The 23,401-nt window shown below is 70.0% G+C and carries 21 protein-coding genes and 1 pseudogene; 17 read left to right on the top strand and 5 right to left on the bottom strand.

Annotation, left to right across the window (positions count from 1 at the left end):
- Positions 1–175 precede the first annotated feature (175 nt).
- The 8 genes from ABZ794_RS09065 to ABZ794_RS09030 all read left to right on the top strand — a co-directional run bounded on the left by ABZ794_RS09065 (position 176) and on the right by ABZ794_RS09030 (position 10,255).
- Positions 176–1,426 (top strand): maltose ABC transporter substrate-binding protein, encoded by a 1,251-nt coding sequence (locus ABZ794_RS09065; RefSeq protein ID WP_357514944.1) that lies wholly within the window; start codon positions 176–178, stop codon positions 1,424–1,426.
- The gene (locus ABZ794_RS09060) at positions 1,426–3,066 is read left to right on the top strand and encodes an ABC transporter permease subunit (protein ID WP_357514942.1); all 1,641 of its coding nucleotides are present in this window, start codon (positions 1,426–1,428) and stop codon (positions 3,064–3,066) included. Before ABZ794_RS09065 ends, ABZ794_RS09060 begins: the two co-directional genes overlap by 1 nt.
- Positions 3,063–3,992, top strand: coding sequence for a sugar ABC transporter permease (locus tag ABZ794_RS09055; RefSeq protein WP_357514940.1), 930 nt, complete (start codon positions 3,063–3,065; stop codon positions 3,990–3,992). Before ABZ794_RS09060 ends, ABZ794_RS09055 begins: the two co-directional genes overlap by 4 nt.
- Positions 3,993–4,089: 97 nt before the next feature.
- The gene (locus ABZ794_RS09050) at positions 4,090–4,431 is read left to right on the top strand and encodes a hypothetical protein (RefSeq protein WP_210784759.1); all 342 of its coding nucleotides are present in this window, start codon (positions 4,090–4,092) and stop codon (positions 4,429–4,431) included.
- Between the two features lie 277 nt (positions 4,432–4,708).
- The gene (locus tag ABZ794_RS09045) at positions 4,709–5,776 is read left to right on the top strand and encodes a BMP family ABC transporter substrate-binding protein (RefSeq protein ID WP_210784793.1); all 1,068 of its coding nucleotides are present in this window, start codon (positions 4,709–4,711) and stop codon (positions 5,774–5,776) included.
- A gap of 190 nt (positions 5,777–5,966) precedes the next feature.
- A complete protein-coding gene (locus tag ABZ794_RS09040) occupies positions 5,967–7,601 on the top strand; it encodes an ABC transporter ATP-binding protein (protein WP_210784792.1) in 1,635 nt (544 codons plus the stop codon).
- Positions 7,598–8,971, top strand: a complete 1,374-nt coding sequence (locus tag ABZ794_RS09035) for an ABC transporter permease (protein ID WP_210784758.1) — start codon at positions 7,598–7,600, stop codon at positions 8,969–8,971. Before ABZ794_RS09040 ends, ABZ794_RS09035 begins: the two co-directional genes overlap by 4 nt.
- 3 nt (positions 8,972–8,974) lie before the next feature.
- Positions 8,975–10,255 carry an ABC transporter permease gene (locus ABZ794_RS09030; RefSeq protein WP_210784757.1) on the top strand — a complete coding sequence of 427 codons (1,281 nt, stop codon included), beginning with the start codon at positions 8,975–8,977 and terminating at the stop codon, positions 10,253–10,255.
- 163 nt (positions 10,256–10,418) lie between these two features.
- On the opposite strand, the gene ABZ794_RS09025 is transcribed toward ABZ794_RS09030, so the two are convergent.
- Together ABZ794_RS09025 and ABZ794_RS09020 are read right to left on the bottom strand one after the other, a co-directional pair.
- Positions 10,419–10,613: a DUF397 domain-containing protein gene (locus ABZ794_RS09025; protein ID WP_210784791.1), complete on the bottom strand. Its 195-nt coding sequence runs from the start codon at positions 10,611–10,613 to the stop codon at positions 10,419–10,421.
- Positions 10,610–10,810 (bottom strand): annotated as a pseudogene (locus ABZ794_RS09020) (Scr1 family TA system antitoxin-like transcriptional regulator); the annotation flags it as partial. The pseudogene ABZ794_RS09020 and the gene ABZ794_RS09025, both read right to left, overlap by 4 nt.
- A 319-nt stretch (positions 10,811–11,129) precedes the next feature.
- Here ABZ794_RS09020 and ABZ794_RS09015 point away from each other — a divergent pair.
- The 3 genes from ABZ794_RS09015 to ABZ794_RS09005 all read left to right on the top strand — a co-directional run bounded on the left by ABZ794_RS09015 (position 11,130) and on the right by ABZ794_RS09005 (position 14,270).
- Entirely contained in the window at positions 11,130–11,840 is a 711-nt protein-coding gene (locus ABZ794_RS09015; RefSeq protein ID WP_210784756.1) for a cytidine deaminase, read from the top strand.
- Positions 11,841–12,198: 358 nt separating this feature from the next.
- Positions 12,199–13,479 carry a thymidine phosphorylase gene (locus ABZ794_RS09010; RefSeq protein ID WP_357514937.1) on the top strand — a complete coding sequence of 427 codons (1,281 nt, stop codon included), beginning with the start codon at positions 12,199–12,201 and terminating at the stop codon, positions 13,477–13,479.
- A gap of 110 nt (positions 13,480–13,589) precedes the next feature.
- Complete coding sequence (locus ABZ794_RS09005; protein ID WP_210784754.1) at positions 13,590–14,270, top strand: DUF4272 domain-containing protein; 681 nt, start codon at positions 13,590–13,592, stop codon at positions 14,268–14,270.
- Between the two features lie 2 nt (positions 14,271–14,272).
- Here ABZ794_RS09005 and ABZ794_RS09000 read toward each other — a convergent pair whose 3' ends face one another.
- Entirely contained in the window at positions 14,273–15,145 is an 873-nt protein-coding gene (locus ABZ794_RS09000) for a putative RNA methyltransferase (RefSeq protein ID WP_357514935.1), read from the bottom strand.
- A gap of 1 nt (position 15,146) precedes the next feature.
- A complete protein-coding gene (locus ABZ794_RS08995) occupies positions 15,147–15,635 on the bottom strand; it encodes a MarR family transcriptional regulator (RefSeq protein ID WP_210784753.1) in 489 nt (162 codons plus the stop codon).
- A gap of 57 nt (positions 15,636–15,692) precedes the next feature.
- Between ABZ794_RS08995 and ABZ794_RS08990 the strand changes: the two genes are divergently transcribed.
- Together ABZ794_RS08990 and ABZ794_RS08985 are read left to right on the top strand one after the other, a co-directional pair.
- The gene (locus ABZ794_RS08990; protein WP_210784752.1) at positions 15,693–16,151 is read left to right on the top strand and encodes a PPOX class F420-dependent oxidoreductase; all 459 of its coding nucleotides are present in this window, start codon (positions 15,693–15,695) and stop codon (positions 16,149–16,151) included.
- 53 nt (positions 16,152–16,204) lie between these two features.
- Complete coding sequence (locus ABZ794_RS08985) at positions 16,205–17,278, top strand: adenosine deaminase (protein ID WP_357514932.1); 1,074 nt, start codon at positions 16,205–16,207, stop codon at positions 17,276–17,278.
- A gap of 2 nt (positions 17,279–17,280) precedes the next feature.
- Here ABZ794_RS08985 and ABZ794_RS08980 read toward each other — a convergent pair whose 3' ends face one another.
- Positions 17,281–17,574, bottom strand: a complete 294-nt coding sequence (locus tag ABZ794_RS08980; protein ID WP_238690831.1) for a hypothetical protein — start codon at positions 17,572–17,574, stop codon at positions 17,281–17,283.
- Positions 17,575–18,076: 502 nt separating this feature from the next.
- Here ABZ794_RS08980 and ABZ794_RS08975 point away from each other — a divergent pair.
- From ABZ794_RS08975 to ABZ794_RS08960, 4 genes are all read left to right on the top strand, one after another.
- The gene (locus ABZ794_RS08975) at positions 18,077–21,685 is read left to right on the top strand and encodes a nitrate- and nitrite sensing domain-containing protein (RefSeq protein WP_210784750.1); all 3,609 of its coding nucleotides are present in this window, start codon (positions 18,077–18,079) and stop codon (positions 21,683–21,685) included.
- Positions 21,682–22,086: a roadblock/LC7 domain-containing protein gene (locus ABZ794_RS08970; protein WP_030329023.1), complete on the top strand. Its 405-nt coding sequence runs from the start codon at positions 21,682–21,684 to the stop codon at positions 22,084–22,086. The genes ABZ794_RS08975 and ABZ794_RS08970 overlap by 4 nt, the downstream gene beginning before the upstream one ends.
- Before the next feature lie 98 nt (positions 22,087–22,184).
- Positions 22,185–22,559 carry a DUF742 domain-containing protein gene (locus ABZ794_RS08965; protein ID WP_124820399.1) on the top strand — a complete coding sequence of 125 codons (375 nt, stop codon included), beginning with the start codon at positions 22,185–22,187 and terminating at the stop codon, positions 22,557–22,559.
- A gap of 1 nt (position 22,560) precedes the next feature.
- Entirely contained in the window at positions 22,561–23,154 is a 594-nt protein-coding gene (locus ABZ794_RS08960) for an ATP/GTP-binding protein (protein WP_007455465.1), read from the top strand.
- The last annotated feature ends 247 nt before the right edge of the window (positions 23,155–23,401 follow it).

Below are 23,401 nucleotides of genomic sequence, written 5' to 3'. Positions count from 1 at the left end.
GTTCTTGCGGAGTGCTCTGCAAGCCCTTCCATAACTTGCAACGTCTTGCTAACGTCCCCGCAACATGCGAGAGCAGCGGCGCAGCATCCATGCGCCGGTTGGCAAGAACTTCCAGAGGTTTCCACTGGCGGGCCCGCCCTTCCCCCGGCGACCCGCCATGACGACAGGAGCACCGATGCGCATCCGTACCGCGGGTGTGGTCGCCCTCTTCGCCCTGGCGCTCGCCGCCTCAGGCTGCGGCGGCGACAGCGACGAGCCGGCCGCGAAGGACACCCCCAAGGCCGCCGGCGGCAAACTGGTGATCTGGGCGGACGACAAGCGGACCGCCGCCCTCAAGCCGTTCACCGAGAAGTTCGGCCAGGAGAACGGCGTCACCGTCGAGGTCCAGGCCGTCCCGAACGAGGACCTCCAGAACAACTTCTTGACCGTGTCGAGCCAGGGCGGCGGCCCGGACGTGGTGATCGGCGCGCACGACTGGATCGGCAACCTGGTCCAGAACGGCGCCATCGACCCGGTGCAGCTGTCCGACGAGCAGAAGGCCGCCTTCAACGAGACCGCCGTCAAGGCCGTCACGTTCAACGGCCAGCTCTACGGCGTGCCCTACGCCCAGGAGAACCTGGCGCTGATCCGCAACACCGAACTGGCCCCCGAGGCACCGAAGACAATCGAGGACCTGGTCGCCACCGGCAAGCAGCTCAAGGCGCAGAAGAAGGTCACCGAGACGCTCTGCCTCCAGGTCGGCCAGAAGGGCGACGCGTACCACATCTACCCGCTGTACACCTCGGCCGGCGGTTACCTCTTCGGCACCACCGCGAACGGCGACTACGACCCGAAGGACCTGGGCGTGGGCAAGCCGGAGTCGATCGCCGCGTTCAAGAAGATCGCCGCGCTCGGCGAGAAGGGCGAGGGCGTGCTGAAGCGCTCGATCGCCGACACCAACTCGACCGCCACCTTCACCGGCAAGAAGTGCGCCTTCCTGGTCTCCGGGCCCTGGGCCACCGCCGACGTGAAGAAGGCCGGCATCAAGTACGACGTCTCCGCCGTTCCCGGCTTCGCCGGCGGCAAGACGGCCGCGCCGTTCGTGGGCGTCCAGTCGTTCTACGTGGCGGCCAAGGGCAAGAACAAGGCTCTCGCCCAGGAGTTCGTCGCCAACTACGTCACCACGCCGGACCTGGCCGTGGCGCTCTACCAGGCCGACCCGCGCCCGCCGGCGCTGACCGCCGCGCTGGACCAGGTCAAGAGCAGCGACCCGGACCTGGCCAAGTTCATCGAGGCCGGCAAGAACGGCCAGGTGCTCCCGGCCATCCCGGCCATGGCCGCGATCTGGGACCCGTTCGGCAAGGCCGAGGCCGCCGTCATCGGCGGCGCCGACCCGACCAGCACGGTTACCGCGGCCGGCAAGACGATCGCCGGTTCGATCAAGTAATGAGCACACCGCTGTCCGGCCCGGGGCCTGCCCAGCAGGCCCCGGGCCGGGGGCCCGTCCGCACCGGGTCCCCGCGCACCTCCCGTACCGCGCGGAACCACGCGCCGATCACCGCGGCCGGCCTCGCCGCGAAGGTGATCCTGCTCGGCCTGGTGGCCGGGATCGCGATCTGGGCGGCCTTCCCGCTCGTGGCGGCCGAGAAGTGGGTCGGGCTGGCGGTGCTGGTGCTGACCACCGCCGCACTGTTCTATCTGTACCTGGGCCGCCGGCACGTCCCGGCGAAGTACCTCATCCCCGGCACGCTCTTCCTGATCGCCTTCCAGGTCGTGCCGGTGCTCTACACCGCGAGCACGGCCTTCACCAACTTCGGCGACGGCCACCGCGGCAGCAAGGACGACGCGATCGTCGCGATCCAGAGTTCGTCGGTCAAGCAGGTCCCGGGGTCCACCCAGTACCCGTTGTCGGTCGCCACCAAGGGCGACCCGGCCACCGGCGCCCTGGTCTTCCTGATCACCAAGCCAGGAACCGACACGGTCTCCGTCGGCGACGCCGGGGGCCTGCGTCCGCTCGATCCGGGCGCGGCCACCGTCGGCCCCGGCGGAAAGGTCACCGCGGCCGACGGCTACACCGTGCTGAACTTCGGCCAGGCCAGCGCCCGCAGCAAGGACATCACGGACCTGGTGGTGCCGACCGCCGGAGGCGCGCTGCGCTCGTCCGGCCTGTCCCGGGCGTACGAGGGCAAGGCCGTCCGGGCGTACGAGGCCGGCTGCGACTGCGTCAAGGACAGCGACAGTGGCAAGACCTGGACCGCGGACGGCGAGGTCGGCGCGTTCGTCGCCGCCGACGGCGAGCGGCTGGCCCAGGGCTGGAAGGTGAACGTCGGGCTGTCCAACTTCACCCGGGTGCTCACCGACGAGCGGATCTCCGGGCCGTTCCTCGCCACGCTGATCTGGAACTTCGCCTTCGCCATCGGCTCCACCGGCGGCACGTTCATCCTCGGCATGCTGATCGCCCTGGCGCTGCACTCGCCCCGAATGCGGGGCACCAACCTCTACCGGATGTTGCTGATCCTGCCGTACGCCATGCCGTCCTTCGCGATGCTGTTGGTCTGGCGGGACATGTTCAACACCGACTTCGGGCTGATCAACAATCTGTTCGGGCTCAGCGTCGACTGGTTCGGGCAGGACTGGTCGGCCCGCGCCGCGGTGATCCTGGTGCAGCTCTGGCTCGGCTACCCGTACATGTTCCTGGTGGCCACCGGCGCGCTACAGGCCATCCCACGGGAGTTGACAGAGGCCACCTCGGTCGACGGGGCGTCGCGCTGGCAGTCGTTCCGGGCGGTCACCCTGCCGCTGCTGCTGGTCGCGCTCTCGCCGCTGCTGATCTCGTCGTTCGCGTTCAACTTCAACAACTTCAACGCGGTCTACCTGACCACCGAGGGCGCGCCGTTCCCGGCGGACAACCCCAGCAACGGCGCCACCGACCTGCTGATCACCTACACCTACCGGCTGGCGTTCGGTGGGCAGGCCGCACAGTTCGGCTTCGCCGCGGCCATCTCACTGTTCATCTTCGCCATCGTCGCGGTGGTGTCGGCGGTCAGCTTCCGGCGGACCCGCCAACAGGAGGAGGTGTACGCATGACCATGTTCACCGGCGCCGCCGTCACGGGCGGCGCGAACGGCCCGGCGGCGGTCGACCGCAACGCGGGCAAGCGGAAGAAGCGATGGTTCGCCGAGGTCGGCTGGCGGCACCTGGTCGGCCTGCTCGGCGTGCTGTTCAGTCTCTTTCCACTCGTGTTCGTCGTCTCGGCGGCGCTCAATCCGCTCGGCACCCTGTCGTCCACCGAGTTGGTGCCGACCGGCGGGGTGTCGTTGGAGAACTTCGGGAATCTGTTCGCGCGCACCGGGTTCGCTGACTGGTTTCTGAACTCGCTGCTCATCGCCGGTGGGGCCGCGTTCGCCTCGGTCTTCCTCTCCGCGCTCGCGGCGTACGCCTTCTCCCGGATGCGGTTTCAGGGGCGACGGGTGGGGTTGCTGTCACTGCTGTTGATCCAGATGTTCCCGCAGTTCCTGGCGATCGTTGCGATCTTCCTGATCTTCGGCACGATCACCGACCTGTGGCCGGCCATCGGCTTCAACACCCCGTGGGGTCTGATGCTGCTCTACCTGGGTGGCGCGCTGGGCGTGAACACCTGGCTGATGAAGGGCTTCTTCGACACCCTGCCCCGGGAGCTGGACGAGTCGGCCACCGTGGACGGCGCCTCACACGCCCAGGTCTTCTTCCGGATCATGCTGCCGTTGGTGGCGCCGATCCTCGCGGTGACCGGGCTGCTCGCCTTCATCAACACCATCAACGAGTTCCTGATGGCGAGCGTCTTCCTCACCGACACGGACGCCAAGACCCTCGCGGTCGGCATGCGAGGCATGTTGCAGGGCGGCGAGCGGAACACCAACTTCGGCATCTTCGCGGCCGGCACCCTGTTGACCGCGATCCCGACGGTGCTGGTCTTCCAGTTCCTCCAGCGCTACATCGTCTCCGGGCTGACCTCGGGAGCCGTCAAGGGTTGAGACGAGCCGACCTGCAGCGGCCGGTTGATCGACTGATCCGCGCTCGTCGGCGGTTCCCTCTACTACAATCCGTCGTTCATAGGGAAGTATGGCGAGCGTGGAAGCTCTCAGACTCATCCTTCTCTACGTCCATCTGATCGGGTTCGCCCTGCTGCTCGGTGGCTCGATCGCCCAGTACGCCAGCGGTCGGCTGCGGATCAACCCGGCCATGCTGTGGGGCGCGGTGATCCAGTTGCTGACCGGGCTCGGCCTCGCCGCGCCGCTGCGCGACGGCGACGAGCCGGCACCGGCAAAACTTGTGACGAAGTTGGTGATCGCCCTGCTGATCTTCGTCATGGTCTTCTTCTCCCGGAAGCGGGACGTGGTCAACCGCGGTCATTTCCTCGCGATCGTCGGTCTGACCCTGGTCAACGCGGCGGTCGCGGTCTTTTGGCGGTAACGTCCGAGGAGGAAAACGCCTCCAGAAAACGGACGTTGCGGACGCCGTGGCGCTTGATTACCAGCACGAAGAGTGACTTGCCCCACGCAAGGGTTACACCCGGGTAACAGGCGCTCAACAGTCGTGCACGATTGTCGGCCGGTGGGTGGACGCGGGCGTACGCTCCCGTCCGTAACGTGGGACAGCCGGCGGCACACCCGCAGGTCGGCTGATGGGCTGCCACCGCACAAGGCGCGGTGTGCAATGGGAAGGAGACGTCTTGCGCTCGGTGCGTGGGATGCGGATCGCCTCGATCTTCGCGGTGGGTGGGCTCGCGCTCACCGCCGCCGCTTGTGGCGAGGCCCCCAAGGATGACAACAACGCCGGCAGTGGCGCCAAGAAGTTCAGCGCCTGCATGGTGACCGACGTTGGCGGCATCGACGACAAGTCGTTCAACGCCTCGGCCTGGAAGGGTCTGCAGGAGGCCAAGGCCGCCAACGACAACATCGACATCAAGTACGTCGCGTCGAAGGCCGAGGCCGACTACGAGCCGAACCTGACGCAGTTCGTCAACCAGAAGTGCGACTTCATCCTGGCGGTCGGTGGCCTGATGGGCGACGCCACCTCAAAGATCGCCAAGGCGAACCCGAACCAGCAGTTCGGCATCGTCGACGCCAACCCGGGTGACGCCAACGTCTACCCGATGCAGTTCGACACCGCCCAGGCCGCCTTCCAGGCCGGTTACCTGGCTGCGGGGATGACCAAGAGCGGCAAGGTGGGCACCTACGGCGCCGTGCCGATCCCGCCGGTGACCATCTTCATGGACGGCTTCGTCGACGGCGTGAAGCACTACAACACCGCCAAGGGCAAGAACGTCCAGGCGCTGGGTTGGAACAAGGAGACCCAGAAGGGCTCCTTCTCCAACGCCTTCGACAAGCAGGACGAGGGCAAGAAGGTCTCCGACGCGCTGGTCGCCCAGGGCGCGGACATCATCATGCCGGTCGCCGGCGGCTCCGGCCTCGGCACCACCGCCGCGGCCAAGGCCTCGGGCGGCAAGTACAGCACCATCTGGGTGGACGTCGACGGCTGCGAGAGCACTCCGGACTGCTCGGCGATCGTGACCACGGTCGTCAAGAACATCCCGGAGGCCGTCAAGGAGGCCGTGGTCAAGGCCGCCGGTGGCGAGAAGCTGGAGGCCAAGCCGGGCTTCGTCGGCACCCTGGCCAACAACGGTGTCTCGATCGCCCCGTACCACGACTTCGACAGCAAGGTTCCGGCCGAGCTGAAGGCCGAGGTCGACAAGATCAAGGCGGACATCGCCGCCGGCACCATCACCGTCACCTCGAAGGCCCAGCCGACCAAGTGACAACCGGCCGGCCGCTCCGGTGAGATCATCGGAGGGCCGGCGGGGGACAGGTACGAACCGATCGGCCGCTCTGGCTCTGCGGACACCCCGCGGGGTCGGAGCGGCCGATCGCGCACCACGGCGGCCGGTCCGGTCCGGCCGGTACGACGGCAGCTAGGCTGCACCATCGCTCGCACTCCAGGAGGTTGCGCTGAGACTCGAACTGCGCGGCATCACCAAGCGGTTCGGTGATCTGGTCGCCAACGATCACATCGACCTGACGGTGGAGCCTGGAGAGATTCACGCCCTCCTCGGCGAGAACGGCGCGGGCAAGTCGACCCTGATGAACGTGCTCTACGGGCTCTACCAGCCCGACGAGGGCGAGATCCTGGTCGATGGCAAGCCGCTCAAGCTGAAGGGCCCGTCCGACGCCATCGGGGCCGGGATCGGCATGGTGCACCAGCACTTCATGCTGGTGCCGGTCTTCACCGTCACCGAAAACATCATGCTCGGCGCCGAACAGATCAGGGGCGGCATCGCCGGCTTCCTGGACCGGCGGCGGGCCCGGCGCGAGGTCACCGAGGTGTCCGAGCGCTACAACCTGCGGGTCGACCCGGACGCGGTGATCGAGGACCTGCCGGTCGGCATCCAGCAACGCGTCGAGATCGTCAAGGCGCTCACCCGCGACGTCGACCTGCTCATCCTGGACGAGCCGACCGCCGTGCTCACCCCTCAGGAGACCGAGGAGTTGCTGACGGTCATGCGGTCGCTCAAGGCGGCCGGCAAGTCGATCGTCTTCATCACCCACAAGCTCGGCGAGGTCAAGGCCATCGCCGACCGGATCACCGTGATCCGACGCGGAAAGACCGTCGGCACCGCCTCGCCGGAGGCCAGCCGGGACGAGTTGGCCGCGTTGATGGTCGGGCGCAACGTCCGGCTCACAGTGGACAAGACCCCGGCCACGCCGGGCGACCCGGTGCTGGAGGTGTCCGGGCTGGTCGTCGACGACGACCGGCAGATCCGCGCTGTCGACGGCGTCGACCTGACCGTACGCGCGGGCGAGGTGCTCGGCGTGGCGGGCGTACAGGGCAACGGTCAGACCGAGCTGATCGAGGCGATCATGGGCCTGCGCCCGGCGCTCGCCGGCACGATCAGCCTGGCCGGCGACCGGATCAACGGCTGGAAGCCCAAGAAGGTGCTCCGGGCGGGCGTCGGTTACGTGCCCGAGGACCGCAGCGTGGACGGCCTGATCAAGGAGTTCAGCGTCGCGGAGAACCTGGTGCTGGACATCTACGACCGGCCGCCGTTCGGTGCCGGGCTCGCGCTGAAGCCGGACGCGATCGCCGCCTCCGCGAAGGAGCGGATCGAGCAGTTCGACGTTCGCACCTCATCGGCCGACGCGGCGGTGGGCACCCTCTCCGGCGGCAATCAGCAGAAGGTGATCGTGGCCCGGGAGCTGTCCCGGCCGCTGAAGCTCTTCATCGCCGCCCAGCCGACCCGTGGCGTCGACGTCGGGTCGATCGAGTTCATCCACAGCCAGGTCATCCGCGAACGGGACATCGGCACCGCCGTTCTGGTGGTCTCCAGCGAACTCGACGAGGTGATCGGGTTGGCTGACCGGATCGCTGTGATGTACCGCGGCCGGATCATCGGCATCGTCGGCCCGGACACCCCGCGTGAGGAGATCGGCCTGCTGATGGCCGGCATCAGCCCGGACGAGGCCCACGACGCCGTCGCAGCACCCGCCGCCGACAAGCCCGGTGCGGCGACCGCCGCCGACAAGCCCGCAGCGGCCGACGGGGGCCCGGCGAGCGATGCAGGCCCCGCGAGCGAGGACGAGGCATGACCAACCCCAACCCGCAGTCGGGCTCCCCGGACAAGGAGCCGGCGAGCGAGGCGCAGGCCGCGCAGAACGCGCTCGGCAACACCGAACGCGCCGAGGTGGCGACCGAGCCGGACCGCTCGGCGGCGAAGCCGGGCCCCGAGCCTGAGCCGAAGCCGAGTCTGGGCCGGTTCTTCCTGGACAACCTCTGGGCGGCAAACACCTTCACTGTGACCCTCTTGTCGTTGGTGCTGGCGATAGTGGTCGGCGCGGTGCTGATGATCATCTCTGATCCCGATGTCCTCTCCACCTACTCGTACATCACCTCGCGCCCGTCCGACGCGATCAACTCCAGCTGGACGCTCGTCAGCGAGGCGTACGCGAACCTGTTCAAGGGCTCGATCTTCGACCCCGAGGCGTTCTCCGGCTGGTTGGACGGCGCCAACGGCTGGCAGGCAGTGCTCGCGCCGATCTCGGAGACGCTGACCTACGCGGCGCCGCTGGTCTTCACCGGTCTGTCGGTGGCGCTGGCCTTCCGGGGCGGCCTGTTCAACATCGGCGCCCAGGGCCAGGCCACCATCGGCGTGATCATGGCGGCGCTGGCCGGCTTCCTGCTGCCGCTGCCGCCCGGCCTGCACCTGCTGGTTGCGGTGCTGGCCGGCGCGCTGGGTGGAGCGATCTGGGGTTTCATCCCCGGCATCCTCAAGGCCCGTGCCGGCGCGCACGAGGTGATCAACACGATCATGCTCAACTACGTCGCCACGTACTTCCTCACCTGGTTGATCGTGCAGAACGGCGTGCAGGACCCGAACCGCACCGACGCGATCAGCAAGGCGGTGGACACCTCCGCCCAGCTGCCCCGACTGCTCGGCGACAACCTGCGGGTGCACGCCGGCATCCTGCTCGCCGTGCTGGCCACCTGGGCGGTCGCCTGGCTGCTCAACCGCTCGACGCTCGGCTTCGAGCTGCGCGCGGTCGGCGCCAACCCGGACGCCGCCCGGACCGCCGGCATCAGCGTCACCCGGACGTACATCCTGATCATGGTCTTCGCCGGAATCCTGGCCGGCCTCGGCGGCTCGAACATGGTGCTCGGCTCCACAGCCAGCGCGTTGACCCCGCTGGTGGTCGCGCAGATCGGCTTCGACGGCATCCTGGTGGCGCTGCTCGGGCGGGTGAAGCCCTGGGGGGTGCTGCTGGCCGCGCTGCTGTTCGGTGCGCTGCAGGCCGGTGGTAACCGGATGCAGTCGTACTCCGGGATCTCGCTGGAGCTGGTGACAGTGCTCCAGGCGCTGATCGTCATCTTCATCGCCGCACCGGCCCTGGTGAAGGCGATCTTCCAGCTCCGGGCCGCGCGTGCCGCCCGGTTGCAGACGAGCCTGGCGAAGGGCTGGTAACTCATGTCCACCATGGCTGTCCCCGACATCGCGGTCGCCCCGGTCGACGAGGGCTTCTGGACCCGCAGCCGGAAGGTCGGTCTCACGCTGCTGGCGCTCGGCCTGCTGTCCGCGGTGCTCTTCGGCGCGCTCGCCACCGACCAGCAGGCCCGGTTCACGCTCAGCGACGACGCGGCCGGCGCCGCACTGGAGATCAACGGCACGATCGGGGCGATCCTGTTCGGGATCATCACGATCGCCGCCGGCGCGGCGCTGCTCGCCGGGGTGCCGAAGCGGTGGTTCCTTCCCGTGCTCGGCGTCGGGCTGGTCGCCTTCGTGCTGTCGTTCCTCTGCTGGCAGGTCTCCGCCGCGCCGGCCGGGCAGAACTTCATGCCGCTGGTCAACATCATCAGGGGCACGTTCATCCTGGCCCTGCCGCTGATCTTCGGCGCGCTCGCCGGGGTGCTCTGCGAACGGTCCGGCGTGGTCAACGTGGCCATCGAGGGCCAACTGCTGATGGGCGCGTTCAGCGGGGCCCTGTTCGGCAGCATCTCCGGCAGTGTGTGGGTGGGTCTGGTCGCCGCCGCCATCGGCGGCGCGTTCATCTCGCTGCTGCTGGCCGTCTTCGCCATCCGCTACCTGGTCGACCAGGTCGTCATGGGCATCGTGCTGAACCTGCTGGCCGTCGGCGTCACCGGCTTCCTCTACGAGCGGCTGATGCAGACCGACGCCGCGAAGTACAACAGCGCGCCCCGCTTCAGCAACTGGGAGATCCCGCTGCTGAAGGACATCCCGGTGCTCGGTCCGGCGTTGTTCCGCGGCAACATCTTCCTCTACCTCGGGCTGCTCCTGGTGCTCGTGATCCACATCGGGCTGTTCCGCACCCGGTGGGGGCTGCGGACCCGCTCGGTCGGCGAACACCCGATCGCCGCCGACACACTCGGCGTCAAGGTGCTGCGGGTCCGCTACCGCAACGTGCTGCTGGCCGGCGTGGTCGCCGGCATCGGCGGCGCGTCCTACACGCTGGCGCTCTACTCGTTCACCAAGAACATGATCGGTGGTAAGGGCTTCATCGCCCTGGCCGCGCTGATCTTCGGCCGGTGGAACCCGACCGGCGCGCTGCTCGCCGCGCTCTTCTTCGGGTTCGCCGACCAGCTCGCCACCTACCTGGGCGCGATCAGCAGCTCGATCCCCAGCCAGTTCCTGGCCATGCTGCCGTACCTGGCGACCATCCTGGCGGTCGCCGGGCTTGTCGGCCGGGTCCGGGCACCGGCCGCCGACGGCAAGCCGTACATCAAGGGCTGACGCCTGAGCCGTGCCCGGCGGGCCTCCCGCCGGGCACGCTTCGCGCCCATCCAGCCCTTCCCAGGGGTACGCCTGAACGTGGCGCACGGTGAACGCAGCTGTGCAGACAACGAAGACCACCAGTGACCGTCGGCTGGCGAGCCTCCTCCCGGCTGTTGCAGGGTCAGCCGAGCGGCCCGATCTGCTTGGCCAGGCCGACGAACGACTGCCACGTCTGCGGGTTGAAGAGAAGGACGCCGCCATCGCGGTCCTTGGTGTCGCGCACGAGCACGACGTCCGGCAGGTTGTCGGCCACCTCTACGCACGACCCGCCATTGGAGCCGGAGCGAGTTGACTTGTGCCACCTGGCACCGGTCATGTCCATGTCTGCGCCGCTTCCTTGATCAGATCGAGTGACTGCCGGCGGGAGAGGGCCTCGCCTCTGACCACCTCCCACGTCGCCTGGAGGGTAGCAAGGGCATCGGCGCTGTTGACTATCTGTGCTCGCACCTGGTGGTCAAGGTGGGCGACCACCGAGCCATCAGTCTGGGTAGCCAGGATGAACCCGCCCTGCAATCACGCTGCCCATGGCTCCTCATTCCCTGCTTAATCTCATCGGCATGCTTCTCGGGGTTGCCCAGCGCTGCTCACCGAAAGTGTGCGGCAAGTTATTCAGCGTGAGTGCGTATCGAAGATAGTCCGGTCCTTAGCAGCGTGTGAAGTGCGCGGTCTCGTCGAGATGCTTCCCGGCGGCGCCTCGGCACCGCGCGGTTCGGAGCCGGGACCCGAACTAAATCACCGGAGCGGGTGCGGTGGCGCGGCCGAGTTTCCGAAGGCTGCCCGTGCATCCGGCCCTGCCCACTTCTGACCTGGGCTACTTGGGCAGAATGGTGGCATGACCGACATTGACTGGGCGCGGCTGCGCGCCGCTGCCACCGACGCGATGCGGCACGCGTACGCGCCGTACTCGACGTTTCCGGTCGGCGCGGCCGCGCTGGTCGACGACGGCCGCATCGTGGTCGGCTGCAACGTGGAGAACGCCGCGTACGGGGTGACGCTGTGCGCCGAGTGCGGAGTGGTTTCCAGCCTGCACGCCACCGGCGGCGGTCGGCTCGTCGCGCTCTCCTGCGTCGACGCCACTGGTGAGCCGCTGATGCCGTGTGGTCGCTGCCGGCAGCTGCTCTGGGAACACGGCGGGCCGGAGTGCCTGATCGAGAGCAGGACCCGCCCGCTGCGGATGGCCGAGCTGCTGCCGCACGCCTTCGGCGTGGAGGACCTGGAAGCCGTCACCGGGGAGACGCCGGTGCCGGTCGTGCCGGAGCGACTGGCCGCCTGGCGGGGGCGCGGCACCGTCTTCGTGCACCCGGACATGTCCGCCGGGCAGCAGGTCTGGACCGCGTACTGGGAGCGGTCGGCCGGAGACGACGTCGGCGCCGAGACCGGGGTGCTGGAGGAGGCGCCGAGCTGGGACGAGCCGGCCGAGGCGATTACCTGGGGCCTGGCCCGGACACCACGGGTGGTGGTGGTCGACGCGACCGGCACCATCTTCTGGGCCGGCGAGGGTGAACCGCCTGCGGAGATCCCGGTGCGCTGGGCTGCTGGTTGATCCCAAGGCCGCAGCCATCACATCTCAGGGCCGTGAGCCACTGCGAGGGCTGCCCTGCCTGCTCCGCGATCTTGCACTTCCTGTCCCGACGCAAGGGGCGCATCCACCCATATCAACAACAGAAACTGCAAGATCGGCGCGGTCCTCTTGCTCGGCTCACGTTGATCTACCACGAGTCCGTTCTCCAGCAGAGGATTGACCTGCCGGCCGCAGCCCTAACGCATAACGCAACGGCGTTGTCCTGGAAGTAGTGCCCACCTCAACGCGCCAGGGGACTACTTCATGGTTCGAGCGCGACCATGAGGGCACTGCACGGCGGCGCAGCCCTGAACGCAACGACGTGAGAAGGAACCACACGGTGAGTGCTTTTACTGCTGTTGACGTTATTCGGGCCAAGCGGGACGGGGGTGTGCTGTCGGACGCGCAGATCGACTGGGTGGTCGACGCGTACACCCGGGGGGTTGTCGCCGACGAGCAGATGTCCGCGCTGGCCATGGCGATCCTGCTCAACGGCATGACCGGGCCGGAGATCGCTCGGTGGACCGCCGCGATGATCGCCAGCGGTGAGCGGTTGGACCTGTCGGCGGTACGCCGGCCGACTGTCGACAAGCACTCCACCGGCGGCGTCGGCGACAAGATCACTCTGCCGCTCACCCCCCTGGTGGCGGCGTGTGGCGCGGCAGTGCCGCAGCTGAGCGGCCGGGGTCTCGGGCACACCGGCGGCACGCTGGACAAGTTGGAGTCCATCCCGGGCTGGCGGGCCACGGTGAGCAAGGACGAGTTCATCGCCCAGCTGGACGAGGTCGGTGCGGTGATCTGCGCGGCCGGTGCCGGGCTCGCCCCCGCCGACCGCAAGCTGTACGCGTTGCGCGACGTGACCGGCACCGTGGAGGCGATCCCGCTGATCGCCAGCTCGATCATGAGCAAGAAGATCGCCGAGGGCACCGGGGCGCTGGTCCTCGACGTCAAGGTCGGCTCGGGCGCCTTCATGAAGTCCGTCGACCAGGCCCGCGAGTTGGCGCGCACCATGGTCGAGCTGGGCGGTGCGCACGGGGTGCGGACGGTAGCCCTGCTCACCGACATGTCCACCCCGCTCGGTCTGGCGATCGGCAACGCGGTCGAGGTGACCGAGTCGGTCGAGGTGTTGGCCGGTGGTGGACCGGCCGACGTGGTGGAGCTGACCCTCGCACTGGCCCGGGAGATGCTCGACGCCGCCGGTCTGCCGGACGCCGATCCGGCTGCGGCGCTGCGCGACGGCCGGGCCATGGACTCCTGGCGGGCGATGATTCGGGCGCAGGGCGGTGACCCGGACGCGCCGCTGCCAACGGCTGCCGAGGTGGAGGTGGTCCGCGCCGAGCGTGACGGGTACGTCGCGGCCGTCGACGCGTACGCCATGGGGGTTGCGGCGTGGCGGCTCGGCGCGGGTCGGGCGCGCAAGGAGGACCCGGTCAGCGTGCCGGCCGGTGTGGTGTTGCACAAGCGGCCGGGGGACGAGGTGCGGGCCGGTGACCCGCTCTACGAGCTGCGCGCCGACGACGCGACGCGGATTCCGGCCGCGCTGACCGAGGCCGCAAACGCGGTGCGGATCGCGCCGACGGCCCCGGCGGCGACGTCGTTGGTCATCGAACGCATCGGCTGATCGAACCGGCGTCGCCCTGGCGTGGTGCCGGTCACCTGGGAGCGCTATTGTCGCAGGCCAAGGGGGGACAACCGGCCTTGAGCCGGCGCGAGCAGACAGGAAGATCCGCCGTGACCGTTGCTGCCCCCGACCCACGTGAGGTGCGCGAGGCGAGCCTGGACGAGCTGTCCCGGCTCGGCCTGCCGTTGCCGCCGGCCCAGTTTCCCCTCGTGTGGGAGCCGGGTGACCACATCGACCTGCGCCCGACCGCGGAGATCGAGGCGCGGATCGCGGTGCTGCACCTGATCCTGGCCCGCTGTTTCGGGATGCCCCCACAGGCGGCGATGAGCTGGCTGCTCGGCTCGCACCTGGTCGACATGGTCACCCCGCCGGAGTGGCAGTTCGTGATGGGCGGCAAGGGCGACCACCGGTCGTTCGTGCTGCACCACGACGCTCTCTTCGCGCTGGCCTGGGTACTCGGGCTGAGCAAACAGCTCGACCCGACGTTGGCCGTCGACGAGCGGCTGGTCGAGCGGCTGCCGCACATCGCCGAGGGGGAGACCTTCCCGCACTGGCGCTCCCGGATCCTCACCGCGCCGCAGCACCCGGCCGACGCGGCCGCCCTGCTCGACCTGCACTACTGCCTGGACTGGGCGTACCTGGAGACCGAGCGCGGCGGCCGGCGGGCGCCCGGCCTGGTCGACGCGAACGCGATCGGGCAGCGGCGGTGGGCGCTGGAGTGGGCGGTCATTCTGCGCGGGCCGTACCACGACGAGCCGCCCGGTTGGGAAGAGGTCGACCTCTCCACCTGAGGTCAGCGAGGTCGCAGGACGTCGAGCCGGACCGCCACTGTGACCCGGGCCGGTTCGGGCAGCGCGGCCAGCCGGGTGGCGAGCGCGGCCGGGTCGGTGTGCCAGGCGCTGGGGCCCATCCCCACCAGGGTGGCGACCTCCGGCCGGGTCAGCGCCAGCTCGGCCCGGTGCACGGCCGAGCTGACCGGCGTGAAGTGCCCGCCCAGGCTGGCGGCCACCCGGTCGGCCTTGTCCGGGTCCACCCGCAGCAGGTCCAGGACGTCCACCAGCTCGGCGAGATGGTCGGTGTCGGGCGTGACCACCAGCAACACGCCGGCCGGGTCGAGCACCCGGTGGAACTCCGGGCCGTTGCGCGGGGCGAAGACGTTCAGCAGCACGGCGGTCGAGGCGTCCGCGAGCGGCAGTCGCTGCCAGGTGTCGGCGAGCGCGGCGGCGGCCCGGGGATGCGCGCGGGCCGCACGGCGCAGCGCCGGCTTGGACACGTCCAGGGCCAGACCCACGGCGTCCGGCAGCGCCGCCAGCACCGCGCCGAGGTACCGGCCGGTGCCGGCGCCGGCATCCACCACCAGGGGGTACGCCTCGAGGTCGGGCGTCGCGCGGGGCCGACCGGCGGCTTCTGTCGCGGCATCGGAGAGGGCGGCCGAGATGAGGTCGTAGTGCCCGGCGGTGAGGAAGTCCGCCCGGGCGGCGACCATCTCGGCGCTGTCGCCGGCGTGTGGGGCGCGCCCGGCGAGCAGGTTGACGTACCCCTGCCTGGCGATGTCGAAGCTGTGCCGGCGCGGGCAGCGCAGCGCGTTGGAGGTGCCGGCGGTGGCCTCGGCCAGCGGCTCGCCGCAGACCGGGCAGCGCAGCCGGTCGAGGATACGGGGGTCCACGTCAGAGCTCCGCATCGTGGCGTGGCTGGGGCGCCCGCCCGCCGAGGTGGTCGACCACCCGGTGGGTGAGCGCGCCGAGGGCGTCGACCTCCGCGGGGGTCAGCAGGTCGATCAGGTGCCGGCGGACGGCGGCCACGTGACCGGGGGCGGCGGACTCGATGGCCCGCCGACCGGCGGGGGTGAGGACGACGACCGAGCCCCGGGCGTCGTCGGCGCACTCCTCTCGGGTCACCAGGCCGCGCTGCTGCATCCGGGTCAGGTGGTGGGAGAGCCGGCTGCGCGACCAGAGCATGCGGTCTGCCAGCTCCCGCAGGCGCAGCCGCCCCTGCGGTGTCTCGGAGAGGTCGGACAGCACGTCGTAGTCGGCCTCGGAGAGGCCGGCGTCCTGGGTCAGCTCCCGGGCCAGCTCCAGGTCGAGCAGTCGACGCATCCGGCGGTAGCCGCGCCAGGCGCGGTCCTCCCGTTCGTCCAGCCACCGGGGTACGTCCATCCGTCGAGTCTAACGCTGTCGTTGACATGTCATCGACTTGGTCTTAGATTCGATGACATGTCAACCAATCCTCTCCAGCGGCGGAGCGCGCCGACCGCCGCCGCGGGCGACCGACTGTGGGAGCTGTTCGGCCAGCGCGGGCGCGGAGTGCTGGTCACCCTGCGCCGGGACGGGCGGCCCCAGCTGTCCAACCTCGACTACCTGGCCGAGCCGGGGTTGATCCGCTGCTCCACCACCGGGGACCGGGCAAAGGTGCGCAACCTGCGCCGCGACCCCCGGGCCAGCTTCCACGTGACCACGCCGGACGGCGGCGCGTACGCGGTCGCGGACGGGACCGTGACGCTCAGCGAACCGGCAGTGGCCACCACCGACGAGACGGTCGACGAACTGGTCGAGGTCTACCGCCGGATTCGCGGCGACCACCCGGACTGGGCGGACTACCGGGCCGCCATGGTCGCCGACGGGCGGCTCGTGATCCGGCTCGACGTGCACCGGGTGTACGGCTGGCGGCCGTGACGCCCCGGCCGGTCCCGTACCGGTCCGGCCAGGCCGCTGACTAGGGTCTGAGCATGGTCGCAACTATCCGGTACGAGGACATCGTCAAGGTCCCGAAGGCGCTGCTGCACGACCACCTCGACGGCGGGCTGAGGCCGGCGACGATCGTCGACCTGGCTGCCGAGGTGGGCCACGAACTGCCCACCACGGATCCGGAGGCGCTCGGACGCTGGTTCGCGGACGCGGCGGACTCCGGTTCGCTGGAGCGCTACCTCGAGACGTTCGCGCACACAGTGGCGGTCATGCAGACCGCGCCCGCGCTGCGTCGGGTGGCCCGCGAGTGCGCCCTCGACCTGGCCGCCGACGGCGTGGTCTACGCCGAGGTGCGGTTCGCCCCGGAGCAGCACCTGGAACGGGACCTCAGCCTGGACGAGGTGGTCGAGGCGGTGCTGGCCGGGTTCGCCGAGGGCACCGCCCAGGCGGTCGAGGCGGGCCTGACCATCCGGGTGGGCACCCTGCTCACCGCCATGCGGCACGCCGCCCGTTCCCAGGAGATCGCCGAGCTGGCCGTGCGGCACCGGGACGCCGGGGTGGTCGGCTTCGACATCGCCGGCGCCGAGGCGGGCTTCCCGCCCACCCGGCACCTGGACGCCTTCGAGTACCTGCAACGGGAGAACTTCCACTTCACCATCCACGCCGGCGAGGCGTTCGGTCTGCCGTCGATCTGGCAGGCGATCCAGTGGTGCGGGGCGGACCGGCTCGGCCACGGGGTGCGGATCGTCGACGACATCGCGCCCGACGGCTCACTCGGCCGGCTGGCCGCGTACGTCCGGGACAAGCGAATCCCCCTGGAGCTGTGCCCCTCGTCGAACGTGCAGACCGGCGCGGTGGCCTCGATCGCGGACCACCCGATCGGCCTGCTGCGCGACCTGCGTTTCCGGGCCACCGTCAACACCGACAACCGGTTGATGAGCGGCACCTCGATGTCGCGGGAGATGTCGCTGCTGGTGGAGACGTTCGGCTACGGCTGGAAAGAGTTGCAGTGGTTCACCATCAACGCGATGAAGAGCGCCTTCATCCCGTTCGACGAGCGGCTGCGGATCATCGACGACGTGATCAAGCCGGCGTACGCGAAGTTGATGGCCTGAGCTCAACCATGTGGGTGGCCGGCGAGCAGCCCGGCCACCCGGCGCAGCACCTCCCGGGCCCGGGCCGCCTCCGCGCCGAGGCCCATCTGCCGACGCAGCACCGCGGGCTCGGCCCGTAGCAGCGTCACCCCGCGCCGAATCAGCACCCGAGGCGCCTTGCGCTGCTCGGACAGGTCGCGGGCGAGTCGGCGCAGGAAGGTGGCCCCGCGCGGGCGGCGCAGCGCGTACGCCCCGGCGAGCAGGCCACGGCGACGGCACTCCTCGACGATCTCGGCGGCGAAGATCCCTTCGGCCACGAAAAGTGGCGATCCGGCGACATCAAATGGCCGGGTGGCTACCCGTCGATCGGCACCGATCGCATAAACCGGCACATCGGCTCGGCCCTCGCGGGCAAGTTGGGCAATGATTTCCACCGCACTGGGGGCGTCCCAGGAGTGCGGCGATTCCCAATCCACCTGGCCGTTTCGTCTCGGCAACGTAGGGTCATCGCCGTCTTTGTAGAAGTCGTCCAAGCACAGCACCGGCAAGCCGGTTTGCTGCGCTATGTACGACTTTCCGGACCCCGATGGGCCGGCTAGTAGGACAACACGGTGCGGATGTTCCATTACCTTCAGTTACTCCGGCCAGACAGACTGCTATCAAATCGCATCAACATCTCATCACACCTTCGGTCCGGGACAACCTGGGCTTTCTTCTTGTCGACCGGCGTGATGGAATCTCGGGGGTCCGACCCGCCGGGTCGGTCGCTGGGCGTTGCCCGGGGCAACGCGTTCAAGCTGTAATCGCGAGGGCGGTGACGTGAGCAAACGGCCAAAGACGGCGGGCTCCTTCCTGTCGCGGCTGCGCCGGCCGGCCAGCCGGCTCCGGGACATGCCGATCTGGTCCAAGCTCGGTCTCATCATGATCGTGCCGACCATCGCCACGGTCGTGGTGGGCACCAGTGGTCTTATCGACCACGTGGAGACGCTCAACAATGCCAACCGAGCTGGCGACCTGGCGAATCTGTCGAGCTATTCGGGTGACCTGGTCGACAGCCTGCAGGACGAGCGGACCGCCGCCGTGCTGCTGCTGGGCGCGAACGGGACGCAGCCGACGGCGCAGTACCAGGAGGCCTACAACCGGGTGAACTCCCGGGTGGACCAGGACGCGGCCCCCTACCGGCAGCAGCGGGCCGAGATCGAGGACCTGCCGAGCAGCCTCGAGGGTCTGCTCGACAGCATCGACCAGAACCTGCAGGACCTGGCGGGCGTCCGCAGCCAGGTGTTCAACGGAAAGCTCGCGCTCACCGAGACCGTGCAGGCGTACGAGGGTCTGATCAGTGACCTGCTCGCCATCCGCGACTCGTCCACGCAGCTCGCCGGTGACAACCAACTGAGCGACCGGATGCGCGCCGCCGCGGCGGTCGCCCGGGAGAAGGAGTTCCTGGCCGTACGCCGGGTCGTCGTGCACCGCGCACTGGGCGTTCAGGGCCGACAGCGCCTGACCCCGGCACTGCGCAGGGACTACGTCGCCAGTGACACCGGCCAGCAGCAGGCCCTGCAGAGCTTCAAGGCCGTCGCCACCCCGGACGACGCGAAGTTCCACGACCAGACGGTCGCGGGCGGCGACCGCCGGCAGGCACAGAACTACACCGGCTGGATCGACGGCAACACCACCGGCGACATGCGCGGTGCGCCGTTCGGCCCGGACCAGTGGGAAGCCGCCATGACGGCCAACGCCAAGCTGATCCGCACCGTCGAGCGGAAGCTCGACAGTGAAGTGGTCAACCAGGCCGACACCCTCCGCTCGGACGTCCAGCGCCAGGTCTTCCTGGAGACCGGCCTACTGCTCAGCATGCTGCTGCTGGCCATCCTCTTCGCCTACCTGGTGGCCCGCTCGATGGCCCGCTCACTCCGTGAGCTGCGGCAGGGCGCGCTCTCCGTGGCCCAGTACGGCCTGCCACAGGCGGTGGCCCGTCTGCGCGACCCGCAGGTCGTCGGGCAGCTCTCCCCGGTGCAGCTGGCCAACCAGATCGCCGAACCACTGCCGGTGCGCAGCAAGGACGAGTTCGGCCAGGTGACCGAGGCGTTCAACGCCGTCCACCTGGAAGCCGTCCGCACGGCCGCCGAGCAGGCGGCACTGCGTGCCTCCGTCGCGACCATGTTCGTCAACCTGGCCCGTCGTTCCCAGATCCTGGTCGACCGCCTCATCGGGCACCTCGACCGGCTGGAGCGCGGCGAGGAGGACCCGGACCGGCTGGCCGAGCTGTTCCAGCTCGACCACCTGGCCACCCGGATGCGCCGTAACGACGAGAACCTGCTGGTGCTCGCCGGTGCCGACTCCACCCGCGTGCAGCGTGAGCCGGCCGCCCTCATCGACGTGCTGCGCGCCGCGCAGTCCGAGGTCGAGCACTACACCCGGATCGATTTCGGTGTCATCGACCGCGACATCGAGGTCGCCGCGCACGCGGTCAACGACCTGGTGCACCTCGTTGCGGAACTGTTCGACAACGCCACCGCGTTCTCCCCGCCCGACTCGCAGGTCATGGTCGAGGCCCGGCGTGTCGGCGACCGCGCCTCGCTGTACGTCGAGGACCGCGGTATCGGCATCAGCGCCGAGCAGCTGCACGACCTCAACGAGCGGCTCGCGACGCCGCCGCAGGTCGACGTGGCCGTGTCCCGGATGATGGGCCTCGTCGTGGTCGCCCGACTGGCGTCCCGGCACGGTGTCCGGGTCGAACTCCGCCCCGGCAACGATCGCGGCACGGTCGCCGACGTGACCCTGCCCACCTCGGTGTTGGTGCCCCGGGCGCTCTCCGGTCGGGTGCAGCAGCCTCCGGCGCTGCCGGCGGCCGGCGCTCCCCAGTTCGGTGGTCCGCAGTCCGGTGGGCCCGCACCGGTGTTCGGCGCGCTGCCCGCGCTGGGCAACGGCCCTCGCCCGAGCGAGTCCGGAAACCAGGTCACCCTGGGCGGTCGCCCGTTCGACCCCGCCACGCGCAACGGTGCCGGCGCCCCGGCCAACGGTGGCGCGTACCGGTCGATGCCGGCCTGGTCCGACCTGACCGGCGCGGCCGGGACGAACGGCGGTGACGGGTTCACCCCCCGGTCGGCCAACGGCCAGGGCACCGACCCGCTGCCGCAGCGCCGGGCCGGGGACGAGACCCCGACCACCGGCCAGCAGCCGGCCATTCCGCGTCAGCTGCCGAGCAGCCCCGAGGCGCACCCGTACTCGGCGCCGCCGGTCTCCGCGCAGCCCTACTCCGGTGCGCCGGTCTCCGCCTCGCCGGCATCCGGCCAGCCGTACTCCGGGCAGCCCTACTCGGGTGCGCCGTACGGCGGCGCGCCGGTGTCCGCCGCTCCGGCCTCCGGGCAGCCGTACGCCGGTCCGCCGGTGTCCGCGGCGCCGGTCTCGGCCTCGCCGGCGTCCGGGCAGCCGTACTCGAACCAGCCGTACTCGGCGCCGCCGGCGTCCAGCCAGTCGTTCAGCGGCTTCGCGCCCCGATCCGCCCCGCCCGCGCAGGCACCCAATGCCCCGGCGCCGCCGGCCTGGCCGCCAGTGCCGGGTAGCGACCGGGACACGGCCACCCCGCCGGTGCCCGAGCGGCTCGCCGCCGCGCTGGACATGACGACGGAGTTGCCGCGGGTGCCGCGACCGGGCGAGCAGCCGGCCGCAGCCCAGCCTCCGGCTCCTGCGCCGACCCCGGCTCCGCAGACTCGGCCAACGCCGCAGACTCGGCCAACGCCGCAGCAGCCGCAGGCGCAGAACCGTCAGCGGTACGCGGATGAGACGATGGAGCTGCCGATCTTCCGGGAGCTCGAGTCGGCCTGGTTCCGTACCCGTCGCCCGGGCTCCGAGGAGACCGCGGCCGGCGCCCAGCCAGCGACGAACGGCGACTCCGCGACCCAGCAGTTCGCCACGGTCGAGGCCACCGGTCGGGCAGTCCACAAGACACCACCCGGGACGACAGGTAACACACCGATGGCAGACACTCCGACGGTCGGAGGAGCGCCGCGGGACAACGGCTCCACAGCGAACGAGGGCACCCGCCCCAGCCTCGCCGAGAGCCTGCCGAACCGCCGGCCCCAACCGCAGAGCAACGGCTGGCAGACCGCTGCCGACGACGGCTGGCGTGCTGCCTCCGCGGCGGCCGGCGCGGCGCCGGTGAGCGAGACCACCACGACCGGTCTGCCGAAGCGCAAGCCGATGGCGCAGCTGGTACCCGGTGCGGTAGAGAAGCCCACCACCTCGGTCCAGCGGCGCTCCCCGGAGGCGGTTCGTGGCCTGCTCTCCGCCTACCACCGGGGCGTGCAGCGAGGGCGTAGCACCTCGGACAACCCGACCAGCCCGGAGGCGACTCCGGGAGGGCAATCCTCGCAGTCTGGCTCAGGCCCGGTGGCCGGGAGCGGGCAGAAGGAGCAAGAAGGATGACAACTACGCAGGATCTTGGTTGGCTGCTGGCCAACTTCGCCGACCGGGTGCCCGGCGTCGCGCATGCGGTCGCCGTATCGGCGGACGGCCTACTCCTCGCGTCGTCACGGGATCTGCCGCGCGACCGGGCAGACCAGCTCGCCGCGATCTCGTCGGGTCTGGTCAGCCTGACCCAGGGGGCAGCACGCTGCTTCGAGGGAGGCGCGGTGTTGCAGACCGTCGTGGAGATGGACAATGGCTTCCTGTTCCTGATGTCCATCTCGGACGGCTCGTCCTTCGCCGTGCTGGCAGCTCGCAGCTCCGACGTGGGCCAGGTTGGCTACGAGATGGCGCTGCTGGTCGACCGGGTGGGCGACGCACTGACCCCGCAGCCGCGCGCGGCTGCGGGCATGCTGGGCTGACGTCTAGCCGATCGTGAGGTCGGCACGACTGCAACAACGACAACGACGGGTTTCACCGGTGGGAGCCGGTAACGGGTGCGAAGGAGGTGAGCGGCGAGATGGCCGATCGTGACGAACCGACCGGAGCGTTGGTCCGTCCATACGCCGTGACCCGTGGTCGCACCCGTCCCCGGCTCGACATCGCGCTGGAGGCGCTCGTCGAGACGACGGTGCGCGGCCGTACCGCTGCCAATGGCAACGGTGGTGGCCGCGAACACCAGTACATCGCCGCGCTGTGTGACGGTCGCGTGCAATCGCTCGCGGAGATCGCGGCGCGGATGCAGCTCCCGCTCGGTGTGGCCCGGGTGCTCATCGCCGACATGGCGACGGACGGCCTGGTCGCGGTCCACGAGCCGACCATTTTGGACGACTCCGACGACGCGGTGGGCACTGAACTGCTGGAGAGGGTGCTGAGTGGACTTCGCAGGCTCTGACATGTCGCACCGCCCGCCGAACCCGAGCGGCCGCGTGACGTCGGCGAAGATCGTTATCGCCGGTGGATTCGGCGTCGGTAAGACGACGCTGGTCGGCTCGGTCTCGGAGATCACGCCGCTGACCACCGAGGCCATCATGACCTCCGCTGGCGTGGGCGTCGACGACACCCGGCAGGTGCCGGGCAAGACGACGACCACGGTGGCCATGGACTTCGGCCGGATCTCGATCGACCGTGACCTGATCCTGTACCTGTTCGGTACGCCGGGTCAGACCCGTTTCTGGTTCATGTGGGACGAACTGGTGCGGGGTGCGATCGGTGCGGTCGTGCTGGTGGACACTCGCCGGCTGGCCGACTGCTTCGCGGCGATCGACTTCTTCGAGCACCGACGCCTGCCGTACCTGGTGGCGATCAACTGCTTCGACGGGATGCAGTACCACGACCCGCAGGACGTCCGGGACGCCTTGGCGATCTCGAGCGACGTGCCGGTGGTGGCCTGTGACGCCCGTAACCGGGAGTCGACGAAGCACGTGCTGATCTCGCTGGTCGAGTACGTGCTCACCATGCGCCGTACGCGCGCCGTCGCCCCGGCCTGATCGCGGCGCTGCACGCCCCGGTGGTGGCTCCGGCCGCCACCGGGCGCTGCCAGCCGCCCCGGTGAGTCCCACCGCGCTGGCTCGTCGCCTGGACGAGCCGGCGCGCCGCCAAGCCGCCTCCTGGTGACCTGGAAGCTGTCCGCCCCTGTCCGGGGCACGAGCTCACCCACGGTCCTCACGAGGCGGCTTCTGCGTACCCGGGGAACCGCCCTGCTGACGCGGGAGCGCCCCCAGCCAGCCGGCTGGG

It is taken from the genome of Micromonospora sp. NPDC047187, from assembly GCF_040643355.1.
Lineage (GTDB): Bacteria > Actinomycetota > Actinomycetes > Mycobacteriales > Micromonosporaceae > Micromonospora > Micromonospora salmantinae.
This window is presented reverse-complemented; position numbering and strand designations above follow the sequence as displayed.

Excerpts from the sequence above, each read along its gene's own strand:
- ABZ794_RS09060 (WP_357514942.1), top strand. The coding sequence starts at position 1,426 with ATGAGCACACCGCTGTCCGGCCCGGGGCCTGCCCAGCAGGCCCCGGGC.
- ABZ794_RS09025 (WP_210784791.1), bottom strand. The coding sequence starts at position 10,613 with ATGACCGGTGCCAGGTGGCACAAGTCAACTCGCTCCGGCTCCAATGGC.
- ABZ794_RS08995 (WP_210784753.1), bottom strand. The coding sequence starts at position 15,635 with ATGGACGTACCCCGGTGGCTGGACGAACGGGAGGACCGCGCCTGGCGC.
- ABZ794_RS09065 (WP_357514944.1), top strand. The coding sequence starts at position 176 with ATGCGCATCCGTACCGCGGGTGTGGTCGCCCTCTTCGCCCTGGCGCTC.
- ABZ794_RS09030 (WP_210784757.1), top strand. The coding sequence starts at position 8,975 with ATGTCCACCATGGCTGTCCCCGACATCGCGGTCGCCCCGGTCGACGAG.
- ABZ794_RS09045 (WP_210784793.1), top strand. The coding sequence starts at position 4,709 with ATGCGGATCGCCTCGATCTTCGCGGTGGGTGGGCTCGCGCTCACCGCC.
- ABZ794_RS08990 (WP_210784752.1), top strand. The coding sequence starts at position 15,693 with ATGTCAACCAATCCTCTCCAGCGGCGGAGCGCGCCGACCGCCGCCGCG.
- ABZ794_RS09035 (WP_210784758.1), top strand. The coding sequence starts at position 7,598 with ATGACCAACCCCAACCCGCAGTCGGGCTCCCCGGACAAGGAGCCGGCG.
- ABZ794_RS09015 (WP_210784756.1), top strand. The coding sequence starts at position 11,130 with ATGACCGACATTGACTGGGCGCGGCTGCGCGCCGCTGCCACCGACGCG.
- ABZ794_RS08985 (WP_357514932.1), top strand. The coding sequence starts at position 16,205 with ATGGTCGCAACTATCCGGTACGAGGACATCGTCAAGGTCCCGAAGGCG.
- ABZ794_RS08960 (WP_007455465.1), top strand. The coding sequence starts at position 22,561 with ATGTCGCACCGCCCGCCGAACCCGAGCGGCCGCGTGACGTCGGCGAAG.
- ABZ794_RS08965 (WP_124820399.1), top strand. The coding sequence starts at position 22,185 with ATGGCCGATCGTGACGAACCGACCGGAGCGTTGGTCCGTCCATACGCC.
- ABZ794_RS09055 (WP_357514940.1), top strand. The coding sequence starts at position 3,063 with ATGACCATGTTCACCGGCGCCGCCGTCACGGGCGGCGCGAACGGCCCG.
- ABZ794_RS08970 (WP_030329023.1), top strand. The coding sequence starts at position 21,682 with ATGACAACTACGCAGGATCTTGGTTGGCTGCTGGCCAACTTCGCCGAC.